This is a genomic window from Massilia litorea (assembly GCF_015101885.1).
Taxonomy (GTDB): domain Bacteria; phylum Pseudomonadota; class Gammaproteobacteria; order Burkholderiales; family Burkholderiaceae_D; genus Telluria; species Telluria litorea.
In genome coordinates this window covers 1,572,318-1,594,969 of sequence record NZ_CP062941.1, presented here as the reverse complement: position 1 = coordinate 1,594,969, position 22,652 = coordinate 1,572,318, and the positions used below count along the sequence as shown (strand labels likewise).

The following is a 22,652-nucleotide window of genomic DNA, read 5'->3' as shown; positions in this document are numbered from 1 at the left end:
CGAACAGCTTGAAGATTGATATCGAACAAGCGCATCGAAACGATGCGGAACTCCGCTACCTTGCAGTGCGTCAAGCCCAAAATGGGGCCTTTTCCGGGCTCAGGCGTTTCGAAAATACAACAGCACGATTGGTTAAATTGGCTTTCCACCAACTCGAACGGTCATAATTCACCAATCCGGCAATCTTGACGCGTTAAGCCTTTAAGGTTCACTCGTCCGAGTGTTCAGCAAACAAAGTCTCAACGCTCTTTGGATTCCGATTCATCTTCTAAGGATACAAATAAATGAAAAAATCTCTGATGGCAGTCGCACTCGTCGGCGCATTCGCCGGTGTGGCCCATGCACAGACCGCCGTGCAAATCTACGGCACCATCGATGCTGGCGTTCAAAAGCGCACCGGTCAGACCCTGACCATCGGCAAGCGCGCGTCGAACACCCTGGGCTTCAAGGGCACCGAAGATCTGGGCAACGGCCTGAAGGCACTGTTCCAACTGGAAATCCGCTACGAGCCGGACACCGGCACCGTCGAAAACGGCAGCCGTCCGCTGTTCCAGGGTCAGAGCCGCGTCGGCCTGCAGGGTGACTTCGGTATGGTCCGCATCGGTCGCGGCCTGACCCCGTACCAGGAAACCGTCGGCGCCTTCGAGCCGTTCCACGCACTGCCACACCAGGCTGGTTTCTACACCGACCTGGCAGTCGCCGGCTACAACTCGGCACCGCTGGATCCAGCCGGCAGCTCGAACAACCGCTGGTCGAACGCCTTCTGGTACAACACGCCAGTCGTGAGCGGCTTCCAGCTGAACACCGCGATCGCCACCAAGGAAAACAACGGCGGCCCGGCAATCGGCACCCTGTACCCAGTGGGCGCCCAGGCATCGGCCAACCCGTTCTCGGTGTCGGCAACCTACAACAACGGTCCTGCAGCAGTCATGCTGGGCTACGAGCGTAACGCCGTCGAATCGAAAGTCATGTCGATCGGCGCCGCGTTCAACGCGACCCCGGAACTGAAACTGACGGCCCTGTACACCCGTCAGGACCAGGACAATATCCTGGTGACCCTGCCAGCCGGCTCGGGTGCGAAGACCAACGCATGGGTGCTGGGCGCCAACTACACCATGGGCCCAGGCAAGTTCCTGGCAGGCTATGGCCAGAAGGATCCGGACAACTCGTTCAAGACCAAGCAACTGTCGCTGGGTTACGAGTACAGCCTGTCGAAGCGTACCTACGTCTACGTCGATGCATCGCGCAAGGACGGCCCACAGTCGCAGGCCAACCGTGCCGTCGACCCAGGTGCGGTCAACTTCTACACGATCGGCGTGAACCACTCGTTCTAAGCTGATGCGGACGCAAGTCCGCCAGAGTTGAATCTGGAAAAGGCAGGGACCGGCAACGGTTCCTGCCTTTTTTGCGTCACCCTTTTCTGTCCGCCGCCCTGCCCCGCTGCGGTAGAATTGCGCACACCCTATTTCTTGCAAGATTACCGATGACTGTCACCCTGGACTCCGCCGCCGTCGCCCAATACCTGGCCGACCACCCGCGCTTTTTTGAAGAACATGCCGGCCTGCTGGGCGAAGTCAAACTGTCGAGCCCGCTGACCGGAAAGGCCGTGTCGCTGCAGGAGCGGCAAATGGAAGTCATGCGCGCCAAGTACAACGCGCTCGAGCTGCGCATGGCTGAGCTGATGCGTACGGCCGCCGACAACACCGTCATCCTGAACCGCTTTCATGCCTGGCACCTGGCCTTATTGAAATCGACCGGTGGCGCGGCGCTGGCGCGCGACCTGGTCGACGCCCTGGTGACGCAGTTCGGCGTGCCGCAAGCGACGCTGCGCCTGTGGAATGTGCGCCCCGAGCATGCCGACGCCTGGTTTGCAGCCGACGTGGCCGAGGATGCGCGCCTGTTCGCCGCCAGCCTGCGCGCGCCGTATTGCGGTCCGAACAAGGATTTCGAAGCCCTGCGCTGGCTCGACGAAGCCGACGGCGTGCGCTCGACCGTGCTGCTGCCGCTCACGAGCGAGGGCGTCAGCTTCGGCCTGCTGGTGATGGGTTCGCCCGACGCCGAGCGTTTCAGCCCGGTGATGGCGACCGATTTTCTGGTCCAGCTGGGCCAGTCCGCGAGCGCCGCGCTGGCACCGCTGCGCGCCTGAGGCCAGTTAATGGACACGGCGCGCGAAGACTGGGCCGGGCGCTACCTGCGCGAACTGGCCACCCAGCGCCAGCTGTCCGAACACACGATCGCCGCCTACCGGCGCGACCTGGCCGAGCTCGGCAACCTGGCCGGGCACGATGACTGGCCGGCTCTGACCCATGCCGACATGCGCCGCTTCGCCGCGCGCCTGCATGCCGGCGGCCAGGAACCGCGTTCGATTGCCCGCAAACTGTCGGGCTGGCGCGGTTTTTACGGCTGGCTGTCGCGCCAGATTTCCCTGCCGGCCAACCCGGTCGAAGGCGTGCGCGCCCCGCGCCGTCCCAAGACCCTGCCGAAAGCCCTGGCGGTCGACGCCACCGTCCAGCTGCTGGAAGCGAACCGCCACGGCCATCCGGAGCCAAGCGAACTGTGCAATCGCGCGATGTTCGAACTGCTGTATTCGAGCGGGTTGCGGGTGTCGGAACTGGCCGGGCTCGACCTGGCTTATACGCATGCCGATGGCGCCACTTCGCTCGGTTGGTTCGATGCGGCGGCCGGCGAAGTCGTGGTCACCGGCAAGGGCAATAAAATGCGCCGGGTACCGGTCGGCGGCCCGGCGCGCGCAGCATTGGACGCCTGGCTCGCGGTGCGTCCGCCGGCGAAGGACGGCAGCGCCGCCCTGTTCGTGTCGACCCGCGGCACCCGCATCACCCCGCGCGTGGTGCAGCAGCGATTGAAGAGCCACGCACTCCAGGCCGGCTCGCCCGTCCACGTGCACCCGCACGTGCTGCGCCATTCCTTCGCTTCGCACCTGCTCCAATCTTCGGGGGATTTGCGGGCCGTGCAGGAGCTACTCGGCCACGCCAGCATCACCTCGACCCAGGTGTATACCGCGCTCGACTTCCAGCATCTTGCCGCCGTATATGACCGAGCTCATCCGAGAGCGAAAGCGAAGTAGACAAGGGTTCGCCTGAGCTGGCGCAAACGCTGGCGCGGTCGATGGTGGCAAATTGCAAATTGCGGCATAATCTTCGGCTTCCCATGCCGCTTCCAGCCGTACGAATTGTAAAATGACCATGTCACCCATTCCCACCACCATCCTCACCGGCTTCCTTGGCGCCGGCAAGACCACCCTCCTCAACCGCATCCTGCGCGAGGAGCACGGCCTGCGCATCGCCGTCATCGAGAACGAATTCGGCGAAGAAAACATCGACAACGAAATCCTGGTGCAGGACAGCGGCGAGCAGATCGTCGAGATGAACAACGGCTGCATCTGCTGCACCATCCGCGGCGACCTGGTCGTCGCATTGACGAACCTGGCGCAAAAACGGGAAGCCGGCGAGATCAGCTTCGACCGCGTCGTCATCGAAACGACCGGCCTCGCCAATCCCGGCCCGGTGGCCCAGACCTTCTTTGTCGACGAAGAAGTCGGCGCCCACTACATGCTCGACGCCGTCGTGACGGTGGTCGATGCCCGCCATGCAATGGACCAGCTCGACCGCCACGAGGAAGCCCAGCGCCAGGTCGGTTTCGCCGACAAGATCCTGTTATCAAAACTGGACCTGGTCGATGCGGATGCGCTGGAAACCCTCAAGATGCGTTTAAAGCGGATCAACCCGCGCGCCCCGATCTCGACGTCCGACTTCGGCCGCGCGCCGATCGCCGAAGTCCTCGACCTGCGCGGTTTCAACCTGAACGACAAGCTCGAACTCGACCCCGATTTCCTGCGCGCAGAGGAGCACGAGCACGAGCACCACGAGCACGGCCACGTTCATACCGAGGCTTGCCAGCACGATCACCACCACGCGCACCACAGCGACGACATCGCCGCTTTCGTGTTCAAGAGCGAGCGTCCGTTCGATCCAGAGCGGCTCGACCAGTTCCTCGGCAGCATGGTGCAGGTCTTCGGGCCGAGCATGCTGCGCTACAAGGGCGTGCTGTCGATGGCAGGCGCCGAGCGCAAGGTCGTCTTCCAGGGTGTGCATCAAATCATGGGCAGCGACCTCGGCGCCAAGTGGGAGCTTGACGAGGCCCGTGGCAGCAAAATGGTATTTATTGGTAAAAATTTACCGAAAGACGTATTTATCCGCGGATTGGAACAATGTTTGGTATAAACTATCCCGGTTTAGCGGTACCGGTCGGTTCCCACAAGGGTCCAACAAGTACTGATGATTGACCGCTGCCGAAGCCAGGCAGCGAAGACGGCGGATCGTATGGGCCGTCATGGCAGCAGCAAGGGCGCGCACCCTTGAGTTCAGGGTGCTACGGCTGAGCTAGCTGATAAAATGAAAACCTCTGTCGTATCGAAGGTAAGTGAAGTCATGACTAAAACAACGAAACCGAATGCCGCTCAGGCCGAAGACCGACTTTTGACGGAAGAAGAAATTCGGGCGATGGGCGAAGAGGACTACATGAACCCGGCCCAGCTCGCGTTCTTCAAGGACCGCCTGCAACAGCTCGAGAAAGAGCTGCTGAAAAACGCCGGCGAGACCACCGAGCACCTGCGCGAAACGGTGCTGGTTCCCGATCCGGCCGACCGCGCGACCATCGAGGAAGAGCATGCCCTCGAACTGCGCACCCGCGACCGCGAGCGCAAGCTGCTGAAAAAAGTGCAGCAATCGCTGGCTGCCATCGACGGCGGCGACTACGGCTGGTGCGAAGAAACTGGCGAACCGATCGGTATCCCGCGCCTGATCGCGCGCCCGACCGCGACCCTGTCGCTGGAAGCCCAGCAACGGCGCGAACTGAAGCAAAAGCTCTACGGCGACTGATTCCGGTCCGCCTTGCCCTCATAAAAGCATGCGCCTGCCGCATGCTTTTCTCTTTTTTACGTCCTGGTCGCTCCCGTTCGTGCGATCAAAACTTTCCTATCGGATACACTAGCAGGCGCCCGCACAGGCTTTGCGCGGGCGCACGTGTGCGCAGGACGGCGTGCGCGCGTCCATGCTACCGTCATGGATGAGCGCTACGGCTGCCGCGGCGCCGGATGATCGACAGGGTAACGTGGGCATATTTTCCTTTTTAAAGAAAAAACCCGAACCGGCCGCGGCGCCGGTGGCGCCCGCACGCCTTGATGAGCCGGCGCGCCTGTCGCTGGACGCCGACCGCGAGCGCCAGCGCGAAATTGCGCGCGCCACCGCCGCCAAGATCGACGCCATCGAACTGGCGATGACAACCGACTTTTTCGACGACGCCGAAGCACGCTGGGGCAATACGCGGCGCGTACCGGCTGCGGCCGCGGCTGCAGGTGCCCCTGGGCCCGAAGCGCCTGGCGAAACTGAACCCGTCACCCAGCTGGAGCAGCCCGACGCCGCCGCCGCGCCCGCCGCCGCGCCCGTGGTCGAGGAAAGCGCCATCCTGTATGCCAACGGTCAAGCTACACTCGCCGAGCAAATGCTGCGCGCCAGCCTGGCCGACCTGGGACGCAGCGAGCGCCAGCCCTGGTGGATGCTGTTCGACCTCTACCAGGCGGCGGGCCGCGAGCAGGATTTCGACAGCATCGCGATCGACTACGCCAGCCATTTCGAAACCTCGCCGCCCGCCTACAGCAACCGCTTGCCGGCCGACAGCCCGCAGGAAGTCGTCGCCGGGCTGGCGCCGGCCGCGCGTTTTACGGGTACCCTGGATCAGGACGCGAAGCTGCGCCTGCATGCCCTGGGCGCGAGCGCCGGTTCCCCGGTGCGCATCGATGTCGCCGGAATCACGCATGCCACCCTCGACGGTTGCGCCGCCCTGCTGGCCGCCTTGCAGGACTTGCGCGCGGCGCGGCGCGACGTCGTGCTGGCCGGCGCCGACGTCCTCCTCGCCGTGTTGCGGCCGATGCTGGCGATCGGCGAGCGCGGCAGCGGGGAAGCGCCCTGGCTGTTGCTGCTTGAAGTGCTGCAGCTGGCAGGGCGCGAAAAGGATTTCGAAGAAACGGCGATGGATTATTGCGTCACTTTCGAAGTCTCGCCGCCCTCGTTCGAAGCGTTGCCGTCCCCGAAGGGCGGCGCCGGCACCGCCGCGCATGGCGCCATGGCGGCGGAACAGCGCTTCATGCTGCCCGCCGTCGTCGAGGGCGACATTCGGAACTTGCTGGAGGCCATCGAATCATATGCGGCCATGGATCCGCGCGCACCGGTCGTGCTCGACTGTGCGCGGCTGGTGCGCATCGAGTTCGCCGCAGCCGCCAGCCTGCATGCCACCCTGCGCCGCCTTGCCGCTGACGAACGCCGCATCGAACTGCGCGAACTGAACCACCTGGTGGCGGCATTGCTGCGCCTGTTGAACTACGGGGATTGCGCCCGCCTTTACGCGCATAAATACTAGACGGGCTTCGGCACGCATCTCATCCTGTCTTGCAATTTTGTGCAACACCCCCACTTGCGGAGGGCTAGTTAATCATGAGGCAGATATGGAACAATTTCACGGCACCACCATTGTGAGCGTGCGCCGCGGCGAGAAGGTCGCATTGGGCGGCGACGGCCAGGTTACGCTGGGCAACGTCGTCATGAAGGGTTCGGCACGCAAGGTGCGCAAGCTCTACCAAGGTAAAGTCCTGTGCGGCTTCGCCGGCGCCACCGCCGACGCGTTCACCCTGCTCGACCGCTTCGAGGCGAAGCTCGAGAAGCACCAGGGCAACCTGCTGCGCTCCTCGGTCGAACTGGCCAAGGACTGGCGTACCGACCGCATGCTGCGCAAGCTGGAGGCGATGCTGCTGGTGGCTGACAGGGAAACGACCCTGATCATCACCGGCAACGGCGACGTGCTCGAGCCCGAGGACGGCATCGGCGCGATCGGTTCCGGCGGCATCTATGCCCAGTCGGCAGCGAAAGCCTTGCAGGAAAACACCGACCTGCCGCCAGGCGAAGTCGTCAAAAAGGCGCTGACCATCGCCGGCGAGCTGTGCATCTACACCAATTTGTCCCACATCATCGAAACGCTGGACTGACCGGCGCGCATACCATGAACATGACCCCCCTTGAAATCGTCTCGGAACTGGACAAGCACGTCGTCGGCCAGGGTAAAGCCAAGCGCGCCGTCGCCATCGCCCTGCGCAACCGCTGGCGCCGCCAGCAGGTGCAGGAACCGCTGCGCCACGAGATCACCCCGAAAAACATCCTCATGATCGGCCCGACCGGCGTCGGCAAGACGGAAATCGCCCGCCGCCTGGCCAAGCTGGCCGATGCGCCTTTTATTAAAATCGAAGCGACGAAGTTCACGGAAGTGGGTTATGTCGGGCGCGATGTCGACACCATCATCCGCGACCTGATCGACATCGGCGTCAAGCAGACCCGCGCCAGCGAAATGAAAAAGGTGCGCCAGCACGCCGAAGACGCGGCCGAAGACCGCATCATCGACATCCTGGTGCCGCCGGCGCGCGACTTCGGCTTCAATGTCAGCGCCTCGGCCGAAGCGAAAGAAGGCGACAGCACGCGCCAGACGTTCAGAAAACGCCTGCGCGAGGGCTCGCTCGACGACCGCGAGGTCGAAATCGAGGTCGCCGACGCCGCGCCGCAGATGGAAATCATGGCCCCGCCCGGCATGGAAGAAATGACGGAACAGATCAAGTCGATGTTCGCCGGCGTCGGCGGCACGCGCAAGAAGGCGCGCAAGATGAAGATCAAGGAGGCGATGAAGGTCTTGGCCGAGGAAGAAGCGGCACGCCTGATCAACGAAGACGAGATGAAGCAAAAGGCGATCCACAACGTCGAGAACAACGGCATTGTGTTCCTCGATGAGATCGACAAGATCGCGACCCGTTCCGAGCACGGCGGCGCCGACGTTTCGCGCGCCGGCGTGCAGCGCGATCTGCTGCCGCTGGTCGAGGGCACCACCGTGAATACCAAGTACGGCATGATCAAGACCGACCACATCCTGTTCATCGCCTCGGGCGCGTTTCATCTTGCTAAACCGTCGGACCTGATCCCCGAGCTGCAGGGGCGCTTCCCGATCCGGGTCGAACTCGAATCGCTCTCGATCGACGACTTCAAACGCATTCTCACCAGCACCGATGCCTGCCTGACGACGCAGTACGAAGCCTTGCTCGGCACCGAAGGCGTGCAATTGACCTTCTCCGAGGACGGCATCCACCGCCTGGCCGAGATCGCGTTTTCCGTCAACGAGCGGACCGAGAACATCGGTGCGCGGCGCCTGTACACGGTGATGGAAAAGTTGCTCGAGGAAATTTCGTTCCACGCCAGCGATACGCAGGATAAACAGATCACGATCGACGCGGCCTATGTCAACGAACGGCTCGACATGCTGTCGGCCAACGAGGACCTGTCGCGCTACGTGCTGTAAGGTTTCGGGAAGGAGAGGACATGGCGAACAAGGCACTTGCAACCCGGCAGAAGATGATGCTGCGCGCCATGCCGGCGCAGCAATTCGGCAAGCCGCGCAATCCCATCGCGGCCCTGGCCAAGGCGCGCGCGGCCGGTCCACACGCCAAGCCGGCGTCAACCGAGCGCCAGGCCGCCAAGCAGCAGCTGAAAAAGGCGCCGCTGGTTCCGGAAGACGAGTGAAATTAAAAAACCCCGGCCAGTACCAAGGCCGGGGCGCTGCGCGATCCGACGGATCGTCCTGTTACGGCTGTTTGCTCCCTTCACACTTCGCGCTGTAATACGCCGCCTGGCCCTGGGCGCGCATCTTCTGCGACAACGCCGCCGCTTCCGCTGCCGCCGCCTTGACAGCGGGGAAGGCCTTCGTGTCCTGCGCCAGCTTGATCAAGGTCTGCTCCGCTTCCGGTTTGCCCGCCAGCGCCAGACCGAAGCTTGCGGACACCGCCAGTTCGGCCGCCAGCTCCTCCAGGCCGGGCGCGCTCACACCTGCTACACCCGCTTCGGCCGCTGCGATGTCGACCCGCGGCACGGCCAGGGTTTTCGCCGCTGCCGTATCGGTCGCGACTTGGGTGAGGAATGCGAGCGCGGCCTGGCTTCCCGATTTGTTGATCAGGTCGCCGAGATGGATCAGGGCGGCGTTCTTCGCATTGAACACGGCCTGGCTGGCGCGCGGGCTTTGCACGAAATCGATCAAAGGCTGGACGGCGAGCTCGCTGCCGATAAAGCCCAGCGTGGTGACGATCTCCGGCAGGAACTCCTCATGCTGTTCGGGCTCGTTGACTAACCATTCCAGCAGCCGTTTGGCGTCTTCCTCGGTGTAGTGGGAAGCCGCCTCGTAGGGAATCCCTGCGATCCAGTGCTGGGAAACGAATGCGCGCACGTCCTGCGGCGGCTGGACGGCGGCGCCGAGCAGGCAGCTGGACGCCATGACGGCGCCGGTGACGGCCAGCGGGCCGGCCAGGTAACTGGCGGACTCGGCGCTGTTGACCACGTTGTGGTCGGCGCCGACGCTCGGGTACATGACGGCCCTGAGGTCATCCGTGCGGTGGCCGAGGCCGCAGTTGTGGCCATATTCGTGCACCCAGATCAGCCCTTCCTGATTGGCGGTGAAGCGCACGGCCGCCAGGTTGACCGTCGGGCTGCCGACTGGGGCACAGCCGATGATCGAGCCGCCCGGACCGCCGCACCAGCGTATCGCCTGCACGATCTTGACCCCGGAACCTGCGTTGAGCAGTGCCGTCAGGTCGGCCTCGGTCTGGATCGCCGCGGGGATCGCCGCCGGCAACAGCTGGACCGGCCCGTTGCGTACGAACCGGACCGGGGTCGCCACGTCCGCAGGCGAGTCGTCGCTCTGGAGAATCGTTCCCATGTCGCCCAAGATACGATCGGCCTCCGCGTCGGTCAAGGCGACTGTGCTGTGGCGCTGCACGGTGACCTGCACCGTCCTGATCGTCGCAGGCGGGTTCACCACGAGGTAGTCGACATACAGCCGGATATCCGAACTCCATTCGATGTTCACCCAGATGTCGACGCCTCCGGCGCGCGGCGCCACATTGTGCAGCGTGTAGCGGGCGTCCCCGAGGAACTTGCCGGCGTCCGGGCCGGCGCCGGCGCCTTCGCCGATCGACACGAACACCCGCGAGCGCGGGTTCACGTCTCCCCAGTTGAGCCGGAGCTTCCACTGGCCGCGGCGCAGACCCCAATCATGGCGGTAAGTAAAACCGTTTCCGCTCAGCTCGGGTTCGGGAGCGGCCGCGCCGAATGCCGGCTGCACGAGCGCTTGCTGGACGTCTTGGCTATCCTCCGCGAAAGCGGCACCGATAGCCGCGGAAATTCGTTCAGGTGTTTGAAGCTGATTGTTCGACATGACCATCTCCTTGAAGTACGCCGTATGCCTATGGTTAACCTTGCCCGCGAGGAAGCCGGCAAGTCAGTTCGCCGAGACGAACCTCTACGAATCTAATGGAAGTTTTTTCAGGCTGAGCTCGTTTAGCGCAAGCCGGGCCGCGAGCCAGATCGGCCGCGGGGCACCTTGCCGCCTGGATCATTCGCCTGTACATTGATCGGCGCCCATTGCCGAGTACAGGATCCCCATGAGCTCACCCGAGCTGATCGTCGACGTGCTGCGCGCCGAACTGCGCGCGGCCAATCTCACCTATAAAACCCTGGCCGAACGCATCGACATGAGCGAGTCGAGCGTCAAGCGGATGTTTGGCCAGAAAGACATGCCGCTGTCGCGCCTGGCGCAGATTTGCCAGGCCACCGGCATCGCCTTCGAGGATGTGCTGCGCCGCGCGGCCGATAGCCGCCCCCAGCCCGACGCCCTGACCCTGCCCCAGGAAACCTCGCTCGTCGCCAAGCCGAGATTGCTGCTGGTGGCGATCTGCTGCCTCGGCTACTGGAGCATGGAGCAGATCGTCGAGACCTATCGCCTGACTGAGGCGGAGTGCATCGGCTGCCTGGCCGAACTCGACCGGCTCGGCCTGATCGAACTGCGCCCGCTGAACCGCTACACGCTGCGCGTCTCGAACGCGTTTCACTGGCTGCCGGACGGACCGGTCCAACATTATTTTCGGGAACAGATCGTGCCGGATTATTTTGCGGGACGCTTCGACGGCGCCGGCGAGACATTGATGTGCTTGCCGGCGCGGCTGTCGCCGGCCAGCGCGGCCGAGCTGGCACAGAAGATCCACCAGTTGGCCGGGGAGTTGACGCGCCTGCACCGGCACGACCGGCGCCTGCCGGCGCAGGAAAGAGAGGGGATGACCTTGCTGGTCGGGTTCAGATCGTGGGAATTTGCCGCGTTTACGGCCTTGCGGCGCTAGCGGGTGGCCCTGCGTTGCGGCCACCCGGCCCGGTTAACGTACCGGGTTGGTTCCGCTGACCGGGCTGCCTACCGAACGGGTCGGCGGCGGCATTTGCGGCTGGTTCGGCGGCGGGGCGACGTCGGCGGGCGGGCCTTCCTGCGGCGGTTCCTGCCCTTGCGGCACGACCGGATTGACTTCGCCCTGTGGTGGCGGGCTCTGCACGGCGCCGGGCGCCGTTTGCGGCTCGCTTGCCGGCAAGGCGCCGGCCGGGGCCAGCGTCGGACGGCCCATTTGCGGCGGCACGGGCAGCGGCGACGCGGCGCCGCCCGACAGCGCGATGGCCGGCTTGGTGTCGGCCGCCAGGTCGATGCGTTTCATGACGCCGCCTTCGGACAGCATGATGTAGCGCGGGTGCACTTCGCTGATGCTGACGCCTGGATTGAGTTCATGGCCGACCTTCAGGGCTTTCGGCGGCTGGCCGTCGGCCACGATGATCGCAACACTGTCGCGCCCGGCGGCGACGATGCCGGTCAGCTGGTAATTGGTGGCGACGTTCGCGACCGGCTGGCCGCCGAACAGCGTGGCGGCGGCATCGGGCGAGGGTTCCGGCACACTGGCGACCGGCGCCGCGGCGATCGGCCTTTGTACCGGCTTGTACAGCTGCATGCCCCAGTAGGTGGCCGACACGGCCAGGAAGATCAGGGCAAGCAGGGTAAATAAGAGAGGCAGACGCTTCATCGGTATCCTTGTTAGCGCACCAGCTGGTTGATTTCAATGATCGGCATCAGGACCGCCAGCACGATCAAGAGCACCACCAGGCCCATGGCCAGGATCAGCACCGGTTCGAGCAGGCCGGCGATGGTCAGCGTGCGGCGTTCGAGGTCGGCCTGCTGCGAATTGGCCGCCCGCTCCAGCATCGCCGGCAACTCGCCGGTAATTTCTCCGGCACGGATCATGTGCACCAGCATCGGTGGAAAATGTTTTTGGACGGACAGCGCCCGCGCCAGGCTGATACCCTCGCGCACGCTGGCGGTGGCCTGTTCGACCAGCTCGCGCATGGCGACGTTCGACAGGGTGTCGCGGCTGGTATCGAGCGCGCGCAGGATCGGCACCCCGGAGCCGGTCGTGATCGCCAGCGTGCTGGCAAAGCGCGCCGTGTTCAGGCTTCTCTCGAACTTGCCGTACACGGGCGCGGTCAGCAGCCAGGTATGCCAGCGCCGCTTCAGCACCGGATTTTGCAGCGCCCGGCGCCAGGCGAACCAGGCGGCCACCAGTGCCAGGCCGAGCAGGATGCCCCAGGCGCGCATGAAGTTCGATACGCCCAGCATCATGACGGTCAGCAGCGGCAGCTTCTGCTTGGTGTTGGCAAACACGGACACGATCTGCGGCACCACATAGGTCAGCAGGAAGATGACGATGGCGAAGGCGACGACGGTAACGATGGCCGGATAGGTGAACGCCAGGCGCACCTTCTGCACCAGCGCGTTGCGGCGCTCGATGTAGTCGGCCAGGCGCGAGAGTACCCGCGCCAGCTGGCCGATCTGTTCGCCCGAGGACACCAGCCCGCGGTAGATCTGGTCGAAATCACGCGGGTGATGCGACAGCGCATCCGAAAACGAAATGCCGCCCATGACTTCGGCGCGGATGGAAGCGATCAGGTCGCGCAGATACGGCTTTTCGGCCTGTTCGAGCAGGGCCGTGAACGCTTGTTCCAGCGGCAAGCCCGCTTCCAGCAAGCTGGCCATCTGGCGCGTAAACAGCGCCAGTTCGACCGTGGAAAGACGTTCGCCGAAGCCGCGCGAACGGGTGACGCCGCTGGCGTCGACCTGGGCGGCGATCGCCTCGACGCTCAAAGGCGTGAGGCCCTGCACGCGCAGGTCGGCGCGTGCCGCGCGCGGGCTGTCGGCATTGACCACGCCCTTGCGCGTGGCGCCGCCCGCATCGACGGCTTCGTAACGGAATGCCGGCATCGCTAATCCTTGGTTACGCGCAGCAGCTCGGCCTGCGTCGTGGTGCCGTCACGCAGCCAGCGTTCGCCGTCTTCGCGCATGGTGCGCATGCCGCTCTTCTGGGCTGCCGCGCGGATTTCCGCTTCCGAGGCCTGGTTGTGGATCTGGGCGCGGATGCCCTCGTTCGTCTCCAGCAATTCGTAGACGCCGACCCGGCCGTGGTAGCCCGTGTGGCCGCAGCGCTCGCAACCGACCGCATGCCAGAGCACGCCATCGCTTTTTTTACAGTGCGTGCACAGTTTACGGACCAGGCGCTGGGCCATCACGCCCAGCAGCGAGGACGACAGCAGGAACGGTTCGATCCCCATGTCGAGTAAGCGGGTGACGGCGGCGGCGGCATCGTTGGTGTGCAGGGTCGCCAGCACCAGGTGGCCGGTCAATGAGGCCTGGACCGCGATCTGCGCCGTTTCCAGGTCGCGGATCTCGCCGATCATGATCACGTCCGGGTCCTGGCGCAGGATCGCGCGCAGGGCTTTTGCGAAGGTCATGTCGATGCGGGCATTGACTTGCGTCTGGCCGACGCCGGAGAGGTCGTACTCGATCGGGTCTTCCACCGTCATGATGTTGGTGGTCGAGGCGTTCAGGCGCGACAGCGCCGCATACAAGGTCGTCGTCTTGCCGGAACCGGTCGGCCCCGTGACGAGCACGATGCCGTGCGGCTGGTTGATCAATTTGTCGAACTGCGGCAGCAGGTCCGGGCTCATGCCCAGGTGCGACAAGTCGAGCCGCCCCGCTTCCTTGTCGAGCAGACGCAGCACGGCGCGCTCGCCGTGGCCGGTCGGTAAGGTCGAGACCCGCACGTCGACCGGTTTGCCGCCCACGCGCAGCGTGATGCGGCCATCCTGGGGCAGGCGTTTTTCGGCGATGTCGAGCTGCGACATGATCTTGATACGCGAGATCAGGGAAGCGTGGATCCCCTTGCGCGGACGCACGATGTCGCGCAGGGCGCCATCGATGCGGAAACGGACGACCGAGGTCTGCTCGAAAGGTTCGATGTGGATATCGGACGCGCCTTCGCGCAGCGATTGCGTGAGCAAGGCGTTGATCATGCGGATCACCGGCGCGTCGTCGGACGATTCGAGCAGGTCTTCGATGGCCGGCACGTCCTGCAGCAGGCGCGTCAGGTCGAGGTCGGCGTCGAACTCCTCGGAGACCTGGTTGGCGTCGCCGCCGGCGGCGGCGTAGGCGGCGGCGATGGCGTCGTCGAGCTCGCTTCGCTCGAGGCGGCGCAGGGCGATGCGGCCGAAACGGCGCGAGACCTCGGCGATGGCGGCCGGCGGCGTGCTGTTTGAAATGAGCACTTCCACGCTCTGGCTCGCATCATCGCCGGTGCGCGCCAGCACCCCGTGGTCGCGGGCGAAGGCGTAAGGCAACAGGTTGGTCATGATGGAATCACTTCTGGTTCGGCGGCGTCACCGGGCGGAATTCGGGCACGGGCGCCTGGTTCGGTTGGGGCTGCGCGCCCTGCTGGCCCGTGCCGGGGCCGGTGGCGGCGCCTGGACGGGCGGCGACCGGGGCCGGCGGCGGCATCGTCGCCATGGTACTGCCGGCCGGCGGCTGGCCGTTGGTGAGCGGCGGCAAGGCCGGCGCGCCCAGGTTCGGCATCAGGATCGTATCGTCCTGCGGACGGGTTTCCGCGCCCAGCGCACGCATGTATTCGTAGCGGTCGAGCGAAATGGCGTTGTTCTGCTCCTTGCTGCGCACCACGACCGGACGCAGGAAGACCATCAGATTGGTCTTGTTGCGGGTACGGTTGCGGTACTTGAACAGGTTGCCCAGCACCGGGATGTCGCCGAGACCCCGCACTTTTTCTTCGCCGTGGTCTTCGTTATCGGAAATCAGGCCGCCCAGCACGATGATCTGGCCATCGTCGGCCAGCACATTGCTTTCGATCGCGCGCACGGTGGTGACGATGCCCTCGGCCCGCACCACCGAATTGTCGATGCCCGAATTCTCGTGGTAGATCGAGAGTTTGATCACGCCGCCTTCGGAAATCTGCGGGCGCACCTTCATCAGCAGGCCGATGTCCTTGCGGTCGACCGTCTGGAAGGGATTGTTCGCGCCGCTGGTGCCGGTCGTGAACGAACCCGTGATGATCGGAATGTTCTGGCCCACCTTGATCGTCGCCAGCTCGTTATCGAGCGTAATCATGTTCGGTGTCGACAAGATGTTGGCAGAGCCTTCGTTTTCAAGTGCGCTGGCGACGGCGCCCAGGCCGAGGGCGCCGTTGATCTGCCTGAAGACGCCGAGCGTGAATCCCGGGAGTTGCGGTGGCGTGGTCGTGGAACTGATGCCGGCGCGGGCGGCAGCGGCCAGGTTGATGATGTTGTTGGCGTTTCCGCTATTAAACGACTGAATGCCGCCGACGCGGTATTTACTGGTGTCGTTGCCCGACAATCCGAGCCACTGCACGCCGAATTCCGACGCTTTCTGCGAATTCATCTCCACCACCAGGGCCTCGATGTAGACCTGTGCGCGGCGCACGTCGAGCTGGTCGATGACGCCGCGCAGGTTGCGGTAGATCGCATCGGGCGCCGTGATGATCAGGCTGTTGGTGGAGGCATCGGCCTGGATGAAGCCGGAGCCCTGGGCACCGCCGCCGCCGACGCTGGCGCCCTGCCCGCCCTGGCCGAAGGTATTGCTGGTGCCCCCGAGGCCGGTGCTGCCCTGCTGGCCTTGCTGCCCCCCGCCGAGGCCGCCCGCGCCACCGGCACCCTGGGCGCCGGCCTGGATCGAGCCGCCGGCCGTGCCCTGCTGCGTCGTCTGCGTTGCCGAGGCATCTTGCGAGACCACCGCGCGCAGGGTCTGCGCCACCTTGGTGGCATCGGCATTCTTCAGGTAGACGACGTGGATGTTGCCCTTTTCGGTGGTCGCCTGGTCGAGCTTGGCGATCAGCGACTTGGCCAGGTTCGCGCGTGCCTGCGACGGGGCGCGCACCACGACCGAATTGGTGCGCGAATCGGCGAGGATGGTGACGCGGCCGGAGTCGCCGCCGGCGCTTGGCTCCATCAGGCGCGACACGAGGGTCGCGATGTCGCTGGCGATGCCGTTACGGATCGGCACCACGTCGAGGTCGGCCGCCACCGGCGCGTCGAGCGCGGCGATGATGCGGGAGAGGCGGCGCAGATTATCCGCGTAGTCGGTAATGACCAGGCTGTTATTGCCCGGGTTGGCCATGATCGAATTGTTCGGAGAAATGAGCGGACGCAGCACGGCCGTCAGGTTGGCCGCCGATTCGTAGGACAAGTGGAAAATCTGGGTGGCGATCTGGTCGCCCTGCACGCGGGTGCCGCGCTTGCCCACCTGGGTCGGCGAGGATTGCAGTTTCGCTTCCGCTTCCGGCACCACCTTGGCATAGCCCTCGCCGGTGGTGACGACGGCAAAGCCCTGCAGCCGGAGCGCCGAGGTCAGCAGTCCAAACGCCTGGCTCTTGGTCAGCGACTTTTCCGACACCAGGGTCAGCGTGCCTTTGACGCGCGGGTCGATAATGAACGTCATCCCCGTGTAGTGGCCGACGGCCTTGATCACCGATTCGATGTCGGCATTCACGAAAGAAAGGGCGGCGGAATTTTCCTGGCCCTGGGCCAGCGCCGGCGGCATCGCCGCGGCCACCGCACAGGACAGCATGACGCCGGCCGCAATGCGGCGCAGATTCGGGCGCGAGGTCGGGAATGCAGGGGTGCTACGGGAGGATTTTTTCATTATCTGAACTCTAATGCGATTATGTTTTTACCGTTCACCATGCGGCGCTGGCCAAGAAGATTGAGCATATTGCCCAAGGTGTCTTCGTAGCCATCGGCGGCCGATGCCTGTCCCGAAAAGCGCAGGCGTCCATTCTGCAACGTTCCATTTCCCGACAATAGCAAGGCGCCGCGCACCGTGCGCAACACCAGGTCGGCTTGCTGGCCGCGCCAGTCCATCACCATCTCGTAGCTGCCCAGCGGCTTGATCGGCGCCATGCGCGAACCCATGTCGCTCATCGACAAGGTCGTGCGCCCCGTCACCGCCACGCTGCCCGGCAGGCGCACCAGGTCGAGCCGGTTCCACGACAGCCGGATCACGCCCGAGGGCACCAGCGTGTTGAGCGGTGCGCCGAGCCCGGCCAGGCCCTCGGCCGGCAACAGCAATTGCCCCTTGCTCAGCTGCCACTCCGACCAGCTGCCGGTCAGCGCCACCGGCGCGGCCAGCGCCTGCGGATTTTCCAGTTGCATGTCAACATGTCCCACCAGCACCAGCGGCGACAGGCGCCAGGAAAAGCGTCCCGGCAACAGCGGCGTTACCGCCCCGCCTTCGCCCGGCGCCCCCCCCACGAAGGCTGAGCCGTGCCAGAGCGTACCCTGCGCATCCCCGAGAGTCAAACGACCGCCGGTCTGGCGTTCCACCATCGTCCCGAGCCAGCTGGCCGGCAGGAAGACGAGCACGGTCAGCGCGATCGCCAGGGCGACCACGACCAGCCAACCGAGGCTGCGCCTCATCGGGCAGCAGTCCCGTTATCCTGGCGCAGCGTCAGGTTGGCGTCGACCTGTCCCTGCGGGTCCTGGGCGGTAAAACTGCCTTCCTGGACGGCGATGCGGCTCTCGCGGCGCTGGGCATCGAGCCAGGACACCAGGTTGGCGAACGAGACGCCGGTCACCTGCAGCCGTGCGAATTCACCGGTCAGCGTGAGCGAGCCCGGCGTGATGCCGCGTCCGCTCAGGCTGGTCATCAGGCTTTCGCGCGTCATCGGCGTGACCGGTACCGGTGCCTGGCCGGCCAGCGCGCGTGCCTGGTTCGCCATGCTGGCGAGCTGGGCGGCCTGCTGGCGCAGCTCGGGCAGCGAACGCTGCAACCGTGCGCGGCCTTCGACCGCCGGCTCGATCAAACCCGTGTACACCAGCGCCAGGAACACGACGCCGAAACCGGCGGCCAGGTAGCGGCGCTCCTGCTCGCTGCGTGCGATCCAATATCCGGTGGCGCGTGTGCGCACCCGGCCGACATGACTGAGCAGACTCATGGCTTAGCTCCCGTGCTGCGCACCAGCCAATTGTCGGGTGCGGCGGCTTCCAGTGAAAGACTGCGCGCGGACAGCGCCGCCTGCAGCTGGCGCAAGGCGGTGGGGTCGACCGTTTCGGGTTTGACCCGCACCCGCAGCGTGCGTTCCTTGTATTCGATTGAGCTAATCCCGGGCGGACGCGGCAATTGCCGGGTTGCGTCGCCCAGGGCGCCGGCCAGATAGATGAATTCGTCGGAGCCGATCTGGCCGCTGCCGGCCTGGGCGCGGGCGATGCCCTGGCGCATTTGCGCCACCGGGTCGACCATCGGCTGGTTCGGATAGACCGACTGGAAGGTTTGCTTCATCTGGGCGCGCACGGCGTCGGCTTCGCCACGCAGGCGCAGCCATTCGATGTTGATGCCGGCCAGGTTGACGACCACGCCGGCGAAGGCCAGCGCGATCGGCACGCGCCAGCGGCGCCAGTCGGTCTGGCGCGCACCGGCCGCACCGAGTCCCGGCACCAGGTCGAAGCTGATCGTTTTCGCACCGGCGATCCAGTGCGCCCAGTCATCGGCTTCCAGCACCGTGCCGGGACCGGCTTCGGCCAGCAGCACGCCGTACTCGCCCAGCTGCTCGCGCGGCACGTATAACGTCAGGGGGGCGTCGCCCGCCAGCGCACGCGCCGTTTGCAGGGCGCTGGCAGGATTGGCGTCGAGCGCCAGACCGAGTCCGCCGAACTGGCTCTGGCGCAGCAGCAATTCGGCGCCGTTCAGGGCCGCACTGACGCCGCCCGGCTGCAGGGGCAGGCACAGCTGCGCCGGCAGGGCCGACACCGCACGCGCGCCCTGGGCCAGCAGGGTACGCACGAGCGGCTCGAACCAGTCGCGCGCGACCACGGCCACGGGACGCGTGCCCTCGCCCGTGGGGGGACCGGCCACCAGCACGCAATCGTTCGGGTCGCCCAGGATATGTTCTTCGACCAGGCCCGGCAGCGCCGCGCGCAGGCGCGCACCGGTCAGCGGCGGCATCTGCAGCGACAGCAGGTTGACGTCGGTGCCGGCCAGCAGCAGCACGACGCGGCGGCTGGCGGCGACGACATCGGTCAGATTGCGCAGCGCCCCCTCCCCCTGCTGCTCGATCGTGCCGCCGTCGCCGACGACGGCGAAACGGCATGGCGCGCCTTCTCCTTCTGCGCGCGCCGGATGCCGGATATAAAGTGTAGTCAAACCGTCTCGCTTTCTTTTAGTTTTGACGAACCCAAACCACCTTGACGCCGCCGCCAATCTGATTGCCGCTGCGCTGGACCAGCGACTGCGCATTCAATGCGGCGCGGTCGAGGCGGATGTAGCTATTCACGAGGAACCAATTGCTTTTCACGTCCACCGAATCCGGTACCGGCGTGTGCCCGGTGATATCGGCCTGGAAGTTGGCGATGTCGGTCCAGGGCACACTGCGGCGGCGCGCCAGCAAGGCGTTCGCCTCCGACAGCGAAAAATTCGGGATCACCGCCGCCAGCACTTCGGCCGAGGCCGTATTCACATTGATCGGCGTGCGTTCCGGCAGCACGATGACGAATGGGCGCAACTTTTCCAGCATCTCGGGCGTCATGCCCCGCACCGCCAATAAATCCTCGACTTCGAGGAATTTGATCGGCGTGCCCAGGCCTTCGCGCGACACCGCGATCGTGGCGCTGCCATCCGGATTGCCGGCGTCGCCGCTTCCCGTCCCGTTACCCGCGGCGCTGCCCGCCGCCGCTACCGCAGCACCTCCAGCACCCACGGCGCCCGGCGTACCGCCGGCGCTCGGGTCCCTTTCCTGGCCACCGACCTCCTGGCCCGTGACCGGATCGACCTGGCCGGGCGGCTGGATGACGGGCTGGCTGCCGGCGATCAGGTTGGCGGCGGTTTTCGCCAGCGCCGGATTGATCTGCAGGTTGGTCAGCAGGCGCTGTAAAATTTCCAGCTGGGCCTTGTCGATCCTGTTTCCACTTTCGAGGTTGCGCAGATTGTAACGCGAGGTGGCGTCGACGATGTTGCCAGAAAGACTAGCATCAAACACTTCACCTTCCACCCGCTCGCGCTCGATGTACTGGTCGAGCCGGGTTTCCGCCAGCGGTGTGGCCCAGACCTGGTTCAACGCCGTGTAGCGGTTGGTGTAGGCATCCTGGCGCAGCACCAGGGTCGACCAGTCGAGCGCGCCGCGCAGGATCCAGCGCGTCTGCAGGTGCAGCCTCTGGTTTTCCATCGAGCGCACCTGCACCTGCTGCTGCCAGAACAGGCTGGCGACAATCGAAATCGCCAGCGTGGTCAGCAGCAAGGCGGTGATGACGGCGACGCCGCGCTGGCGCCGGGGATGGCGAAAAGCAGGCATCAGATACTCCCCAACAGGAAGGCCTTGGTCAGCGGCTGCGGAAAGCCGCGGGCGGCCAGCACCACCTGTAACCCGGTCACGGCGTTCGGCACCACCCCGCCCTGGACAGCCGCGGCTACCTGCTGCTGCTGTGCCTGCTTTTGCCAGGCGCCGTTCTGCCACACCAGGACGCCCATCGATTCGACGCCGCCCTGCAGCGTCACCGGCGGGGTTGGATCGGTATCGCTGACCGAGGCCTGCCACAGCGCGTCGAGCTCGACCAGGTCGCGGGTGGTCTTCGATTCGCGCCGCTGCAACTGCTTGTCGACGAGGCGGTAGGCAATCACTTGCAGGCGCGCCGGTTCGTTTTCGTTGAATACGGTACGGACCAGGGTCAGGCGGTTGTCGGCCTGCAGCAGGAAGGGACGGCGACCCAGCATGGTGGCGTCGGCCGCGTGTTCGCAGTCGCTCTGCATCTGGGCAAAGGCCAGCTGCATGCCGCGTGTCATTTCCATCTGGTCAGTCAGGGCGACCCTGGCACGCACGATGCCGTCCAGGCCGCGCCAGCCGAGCACGGCCACCATGGCGAGGATGCCGATCGCCACCAATAATTCGACCAGGGTGAACCCGCGCGCCGTCTTCATGGCGAGGGCCTCAGGACGAGCTGCACCAATTTGAGGATGCGCCGGTTCGGATTATCCATGTCGAACACCGACACTTCGACGCGGCGCAACTGGGGATTCGGGCTGGCCAGCACTTCGTCCTGGCACATCAGGCGTAAATCGCCCTGGCCGCAGGCATAGCTGCGCTTGCCGATTTCCGGGAATTCCTTGCTCAGGCGGATTTGCACGAGACGGTTCTCGGCCGACCAGGTCGCCATCATGGACGAACGCAAGCCGGCACCGTTCGAGGCCAGGCTGCCGATCGCGCGCAGGCCGGCGCCGAGCGCGGTGCCGACGATGACGAGCGCCACCAGCACCTCGAGCAGGGTGAAACCGGCGTGCTGCCTGGAAGGGGTCACTGCGGTTCTCCCGGTTCGACGACCGTGAAATGGCCGACGCCGTCGGCGCGCACGCCGACGCTGTTGTTGCCGCTGGCGAGGGTCAGGGTAAAAGGTTTGTCGACCGGCTCGCGGCCGAAGGTCACGCGCATGGCCTCGCTATTGGCGTTGATGCCGGCGGCCGGCGGATCGAGCAGCAGGCGCACCGGGGCATTCCGGAAAGGCCGTTCGCGCAATAAATCGTCCTGGGTCACGGGGGTCCAGCCCTTGTCCTCGCGCACCAGGAAGCGGTAGCGCTCGGGCGTGGCCTCGAAGGCGACTTCGCGGTTACGTACGATGGCTTCGTCGCGCGCCAGCTGGAGCAGCAAGGTCAGGCGTTTCGCCTCGTTTTCGAGATCCTGGCGCGGACTGGGAATCGCGTTGAGCGAGGCCATCCCGAGCGTGATGCCGATGATGACCATCACGACCAGGATTTCCACCAAGGTGAAACCATCAGCCCTGTGTGGCGGCGCGGCGCCGGCCATGACGACTTATCCCTGCCAGGAGCCGACGTCGGCGTCTTCGCCTTCGCCGCCGGCCTGGCCATCGGCGCCGAACGAGAAGATGTCGACTTCGCCATGCAAGCCGGGCGACAGGTACTGGTACGAGTTACCCCAGGGATCCTTCGGCAGCTTTTCGACGTAACCGCCTTCCTTCCAGCCATTGGCCGATGGGCCCGAGGTCGGCTTGGTGGTCAGGGCTTGCAGGCCCTGTTCGGTGGTCGGGTAGCGCTGGTTGTCCAGCTTGTAGAGTTTGAGTGCCTGCATCAGGGTGGCGATGTCGGTTTTTGCCGCGACCACGCGCGACTCGCCGGTACGGCCCAACAGTTTCGGCACGACCAGCGCGCCCAGGATGCCGATGATGACCACGACAACCATGATTTCAACGAGGGTGAAGCCGCGCGCGAGACGCCGGCCAACTGCACGGTGCGAAACGATCTGCATAGTCAATCTTGAAAAGGTGGATGGGACAATCGGCTTAGTATAAGGCGGAATGGGGGGCAAGAACCACCAGCGGCGGTGCGCCATT

The 22,652-nt window shown here is 65.2% G+C and carries 23 protein-coding genes; 10 read left to right on the top strand and 13 right to left on the bottom strand.

Annotated elements, in window-relative coordinates:
- Window positions 1–284 precede the first annotated feature (284 nt).
- The 9 genes from LPB04_RS07115 to LPB04_RS07075 all read left to right on the top strand — a co-directional run bounded on the left by LPB04_RS07115 (window position 285) and on the right by LPB04_RS07075 (window position 8,630).
- Window positions 285–1,334: a porin gene (locus LPB04_RS07115; protein ID WP_193688025.1), complete on the top strand. Its 1,050-nt coding sequence runs from the start codon at window positions 285–287 to the stop codon at window positions 1,332–1,334.
- A 149-nt stretch (window positions 1,335–1,483) separates the two neighbouring features.
- Window positions 1,484–2,146 (top strand): DUF484 family protein, encoded by a 663-nt coding sequence (locus tag LPB04_RS07110; protein ID WP_193688024.1) that lies wholly within the window; start codon window positions 1,484–1,486, stop codon window positions 2,144–2,146.
- A 9-nt stretch (window positions 2,147–2,155) separates the two neighbouring features.
- Complete coding sequence (xerC, locus tag LPB04_RS07105) at window positions 2,156–3,085, top strand: tyrosine recombinase XerC (protein WP_193688023.1); 930 nt, start codon at window positions 2,156–2,158, stop codon at window positions 3,083–3,085.
- 118 nt (window positions 3,086–3,203) lie between these two features.
- Entirely contained in the window at window positions 3,204–4,241 is a 1,038-nt protein-coding gene (locus tag LPB04_RS07100; RefSeq protein WP_193688880.1) for a CobW family GTP-binding protein, read from the top strand.
- 207 nt (window positions 4,242–4,448) lie between these two features.
- Window positions 4,449–4,898, top strand: a complete 450-nt coding sequence (dksA, locus tag LPB04_RS07095) for an RNA polymerase-binding protein DksA (RefSeq protein ID WP_056342667.1) — start codon at window positions 4,449–4,451, stop codon at window positions 4,896–4,898.
- A gap of 232 nt (window positions 4,899–5,130) precedes the next feature.
- On the top strand, window positions 5,131–6,435 hold the full coding sequence (locus tag LPB04_RS07090; RefSeq protein WP_193688022.1) for an STAS domain-containing protein: 1,305 nt from the start codon (window positions 5,131–5,133) through the stop codon (window positions 6,433–6,435).
- An 85-nt stretch (window positions 6,436–6,520) separates the two neighbouring features.
- Window positions 6,521–7,057, top strand: coding sequence for an ATP-dependent protease subunit HslV (gene hslV / locus LPB04_RS07085; RefSeq protein WP_193688021.1), 537 nt, complete (start codon window positions 6,521–6,523; stop codon window positions 7,055–7,057).
- Between the two features lie 14 nt (window positions 7,058–7,071).
- Entirely contained in the window at window positions 7,072–8,409 is a 1,338-nt protein-coding gene (hslU, locus tag LPB04_RS07080) for an ATP-dependent protease ATPase subunit HslU (protein ID WP_193688020.1), read from the top strand.
- A 20-nt stretch (window positions 8,410–8,429) separates the two neighbouring features.
- On the top strand, window positions 8,430–8,630 hold the full coding sequence (locus LPB04_RS07075) for a hypothetical protein (protein ID WP_193688019.1): 201 nt from the start codon (window positions 8,430–8,432) through the stop codon (window positions 8,628–8,630).
- A 61-nt stretch (window positions 8,631–8,691) separates the two neighbouring features.
- Here the strand turns inward: LPB04_RS07075 and LPB04_RS07070 are convergent, their stop codons facing one another.
- Window positions 8,692–10,221: a hypothetical protein gene (locus tag LPB04_RS07070; protein WP_193688018.1), complete on the bottom strand. Its 1,530-nt coding sequence runs from the start codon at window positions 10,219–10,221 to the stop codon at window positions 8,692–8,694.
- Between the two features lie 319 nt (window positions 10,222–10,540).
- On the opposite strand from LPB04_RS07070, the gene LPB04_RS07065 reads away from it, so the two are divergent.
- Window positions 10,541–11,272, top strand: a complete 732-nt coding sequence (locus LPB04_RS07065) for a helix-turn-helix domain-containing protein (RefSeq protein ID WP_193688017.1) — start codon at window positions 10,541–10,543, stop codon at window positions 11,270–11,272.
- A 33-nt stretch (window positions 11,273–11,305) separates the two neighbouring features.
- Here LPB04_RS07065 and LPB04_RS07060 read toward each other — a convergent pair whose 3' ends face one another.
- Genes LPB04_RS07060 through gspG form a run of 12 tightly spaced genes read right to left on the bottom strand, consistent with a single transcriptional unit; the run spans window position 11,306 to window position 22,567 of the window.
- Window positions 11,306–11,992, bottom strand: a complete 687-nt coding sequence (locus tag LPB04_RS07060) for a type II secretion system protein N (RefSeq protein ID WP_193688016.1) — start codon at window positions 11,990–11,992, stop codon at window positions 11,306–11,308.
- A gap of 11 nt (window positions 11,993–12,003) precedes the next feature.
- Entirely contained in the window at window positions 12,004–13,224 is a 1,221-nt protein-coding gene (gene gspF, locus LPB04_RS07055) for a type II secretion system inner membrane protein GspF (protein WP_193688015.1), read from the bottom strand.
- 2 nt (window positions 13,225–13,226) lie between these two features.
- Window positions 13,227–14,648, bottom strand: coding sequence for a type II secretion system ATPase GspE (gene gspE, locus LPB04_RS07050; RefSeq protein WP_193688014.1), 1,422 nt, complete (start codon window positions 14,646–14,648; stop codon window positions 13,227–13,229).
- Window positions 14,649–14,655: 7 nt separating this feature from the next.
- Entirely contained in the window at window positions 14,656–16,965 is a 2,310-nt protein-coding gene (gene gspD, locus LPB04_RS07045; protein ID WP_193688013.1) for a type II secretion system secretin GspD, read from the bottom strand.
- A complete protein-coding gene (gene gspN / locus LPB04_RS07040; RefSeq protein ID WP_193688012.1) occupies window positions 16,965–17,738 on the bottom strand; it encodes a type II secretion system protein N in 774 nt (257 codons plus the stop codon). Before gspN ends, gspD begins: the two co-directional genes overlap by 1 nt.
- Window positions 17,735–18,256, bottom strand: coding sequence for a type II secretion system protein GspM (gene gspM, locus LPB04_RS07035; protein WP_193688011.1), 522 nt, complete (start codon window positions 18,254–18,256; stop codon window positions 17,735–17,737). Before gspM ends, gspN begins: the two co-directional genes overlap by 4 nt.
- Window positions 18,253–19,461, bottom strand: coding sequence for a type II secretion system protein GspL (gspL, locus tag LPB04_RS07030; RefSeq protein ID WP_227496646.1), 1,209 nt, complete (start codon window positions 19,459–19,461; stop codon window positions 18,253–18,255). The genes gspM and gspL overlap by 4 nt, the downstream gene beginning before the upstream one ends.
- A gap of 16 nt (window positions 19,462–19,477) precedes the next feature.
- On the bottom strand, window positions 19,478–20,605 hold the full coding sequence (gene gspK, locus LPB04_RS07025) for a type II secretion system minor pseudopilin GspK (protein WP_193688009.1): 1,128 nt from the start codon (window positions 20,603–20,605) through the stop codon (window positions 19,478–19,480).
- A complete protein-coding gene (locus LPB04_RS07020) occupies window positions 20,605–21,228 on the bottom strand; it encodes a PulJ/GspJ family protein (protein ID WP_193688008.1) in 624 nt (207 codons plus the stop codon). Before LPB04_RS07020 ends, gspK begins: the two co-directional genes overlap by 1 nt.
- Window positions 21,225–21,605 carry a type II secretion system minor pseudopilin GspI gene (gene gspI, locus LPB04_RS07015; protein ID WP_193688007.1) on the bottom strand — a complete coding sequence of 127 codons (381 nt, stop codon included), beginning with the start codon at window positions 21,603–21,605 and terminating at the stop codon, window positions 21,225–21,227. Before gspI ends, LPB04_RS07020 begins: the two co-directional genes overlap by 4 nt.
- Window positions 21,602–22,108, bottom strand: a complete 507-nt coding sequence (locus tag LPB04_RS07010; RefSeq protein ID WP_193688006.1) for a GspH/FimT family pseudopilin — start codon at window positions 22,106–22,108, stop codon at window positions 21,602–21,604. The genes gspI and LPB04_RS07010 overlap by 4 nt, the downstream gene beginning before the upstream one ends.
- A gap of 6 nt (window positions 22,109–22,114) precedes the next feature.
- Complete coding sequence (gene gspG / locus LPB04_RS07005; RefSeq protein WP_193688005.1) at window positions 22,115–22,567, bottom strand: type II secretion system major pseudopilin GspG; 453 nt, start codon at window positions 22,565–22,567, stop codon at window positions 22,115–22,117.
- Window positions 22,568–22,652 lie beyond the last annotated feature (85 nt).

What these genes read in the sequence shown, in the direction of transcription:
- LPB04_RS07115 (WP_193688025.1), top strand. Translation starts at nt 285, where the DNA reads ATGAAAAAATCTCTGATGGCAGTCGCACTCGTCGGCGCATTCGCCGGT.
- LPB04_RS07110 (WP_193688024.1), top strand. Translation starts at nt 1,484, where the DNA reads ATGACTGTCACCCTGGACTCCGCCGCCGTCGCCCAATACCTGGCCGAC.
- xerC (WP_193688023.1), top strand. Translation starts at nt 2,156, where the DNA reads ATGGACACGGCGCGCGAAGACTGGGCCGGGCGCTACCTGCGCGAACTG.
- LPB04_RS07100 (WP_193688880.1), top strand. Translation starts at nt 3,204, where the DNA reads ATGTCACCCATTCCCACCACCATCCTCACCGGCTTCCTTGGCGCCGGC.
- dksA (WP_056342667.1), top strand. Translation starts at nt 4,449, where the DNA reads ATGACTAAAACAACGAAACCGAATGCCGCTCAGGCCGAAGACCGACTT.
- hslV (WP_193688021.1), top strand. Translation starts at nt 6,521, where the DNA reads ATGGAACAATTTCACGGCACCACCATTGTGAGCGTGCGCCGCGGCGAG.
- hslU (WP_193688020.1), top strand. Translation starts at nt 7,072, where the DNA reads ATGAACATGACCCCCCTTGAAATCGTCTCGGAACTGGACAAGCACGTC.
- LPB04_RS07075 (WP_193688019.1), top strand. Translation starts at nt 8,430, where the DNA reads ATGGCGAACAAGGCACTTGCAACCCGGCAGAAGATGATGCTGCGCGCC.
- LPB04_RS07065 (WP_193688017.1), top strand. Translation starts at nt 10,541, where the DNA reads ATGAGCTCACCCGAGCTGATCGTCGACGTGCTGCGCGCCGAACTGCGC.
- LPB04_RS07060 (WP_193688016.1), bottom strand. Translation starts at nt 11,992, where the DNA reads ATGAAGCGTCTGCCTCTCTTATTTACCCTGCTTGCCCTGATCTTCCTG.
- gspF (WP_193688015.1), bottom strand. Translation starts at nt 13,224, where the DNA reads ATGCCGGCATTCCGTTACGAAGCCGTCGATGCGGGCGGCGCCACGCGC.
- gspE (WP_193688014.1), bottom strand. Translation starts at nt 14,648, where the DNA reads ATGACCAACCTGTTGCCTTACGCCTTCGCCCGCGACCACGGGGTGCTG.
- gspD (WP_193688013.1), bottom strand. Translation starts at nt 16,965, where the DNA reads ATGAAAAAATCCTCCCGTAGCACCCCTGCATTCCCGACCTCGCGCCCG.
- gspN (WP_193688012.1), bottom strand. Translation starts at nt 17,738, where the DNA reads ATGAGGCGCAGCCTCGGTTGGCTGGTCGTGGTCGCCCTGGCGATCGCG.
- gspM (WP_193688011.1), bottom strand. Translation starts at nt 18,256, where the DNA reads ATGAGTCTGCTCAGTCATGTCGGCCGGGTGCGCACACGCGCCACCGGA.
- gspK (WP_193688009.1), bottom strand. Translation starts at nt 20,605, where the DNA reads ATGCCTGCTTTTCGCCATCCCCGGCGCCAGCGCGGCGTCGCCGTCATC.
- LPB04_RS07020 (WP_193688008.1), bottom strand. Translation starts at nt 21,228, where the DNA reads ATGAAGACGGCGCGCGGGTTCACCCTGGTCGAATTATTGGTGGCGATC.
- LPB04_RS07010 (WP_193688006.1), bottom strand. Translation starts at nt 22,108, where the DNA reads ATGGCCGGCGCCGCGCCGCCACACAGGGCTGATGGTTTCACCTTGGTG.
- gspG (WP_193688005.1), bottom strand. Translation starts at nt 22,567, where the DNA reads ATGCAGATCGTTTCGCACCGTGCAGTTGGCCGGCGTCTCGCGCGCGGC.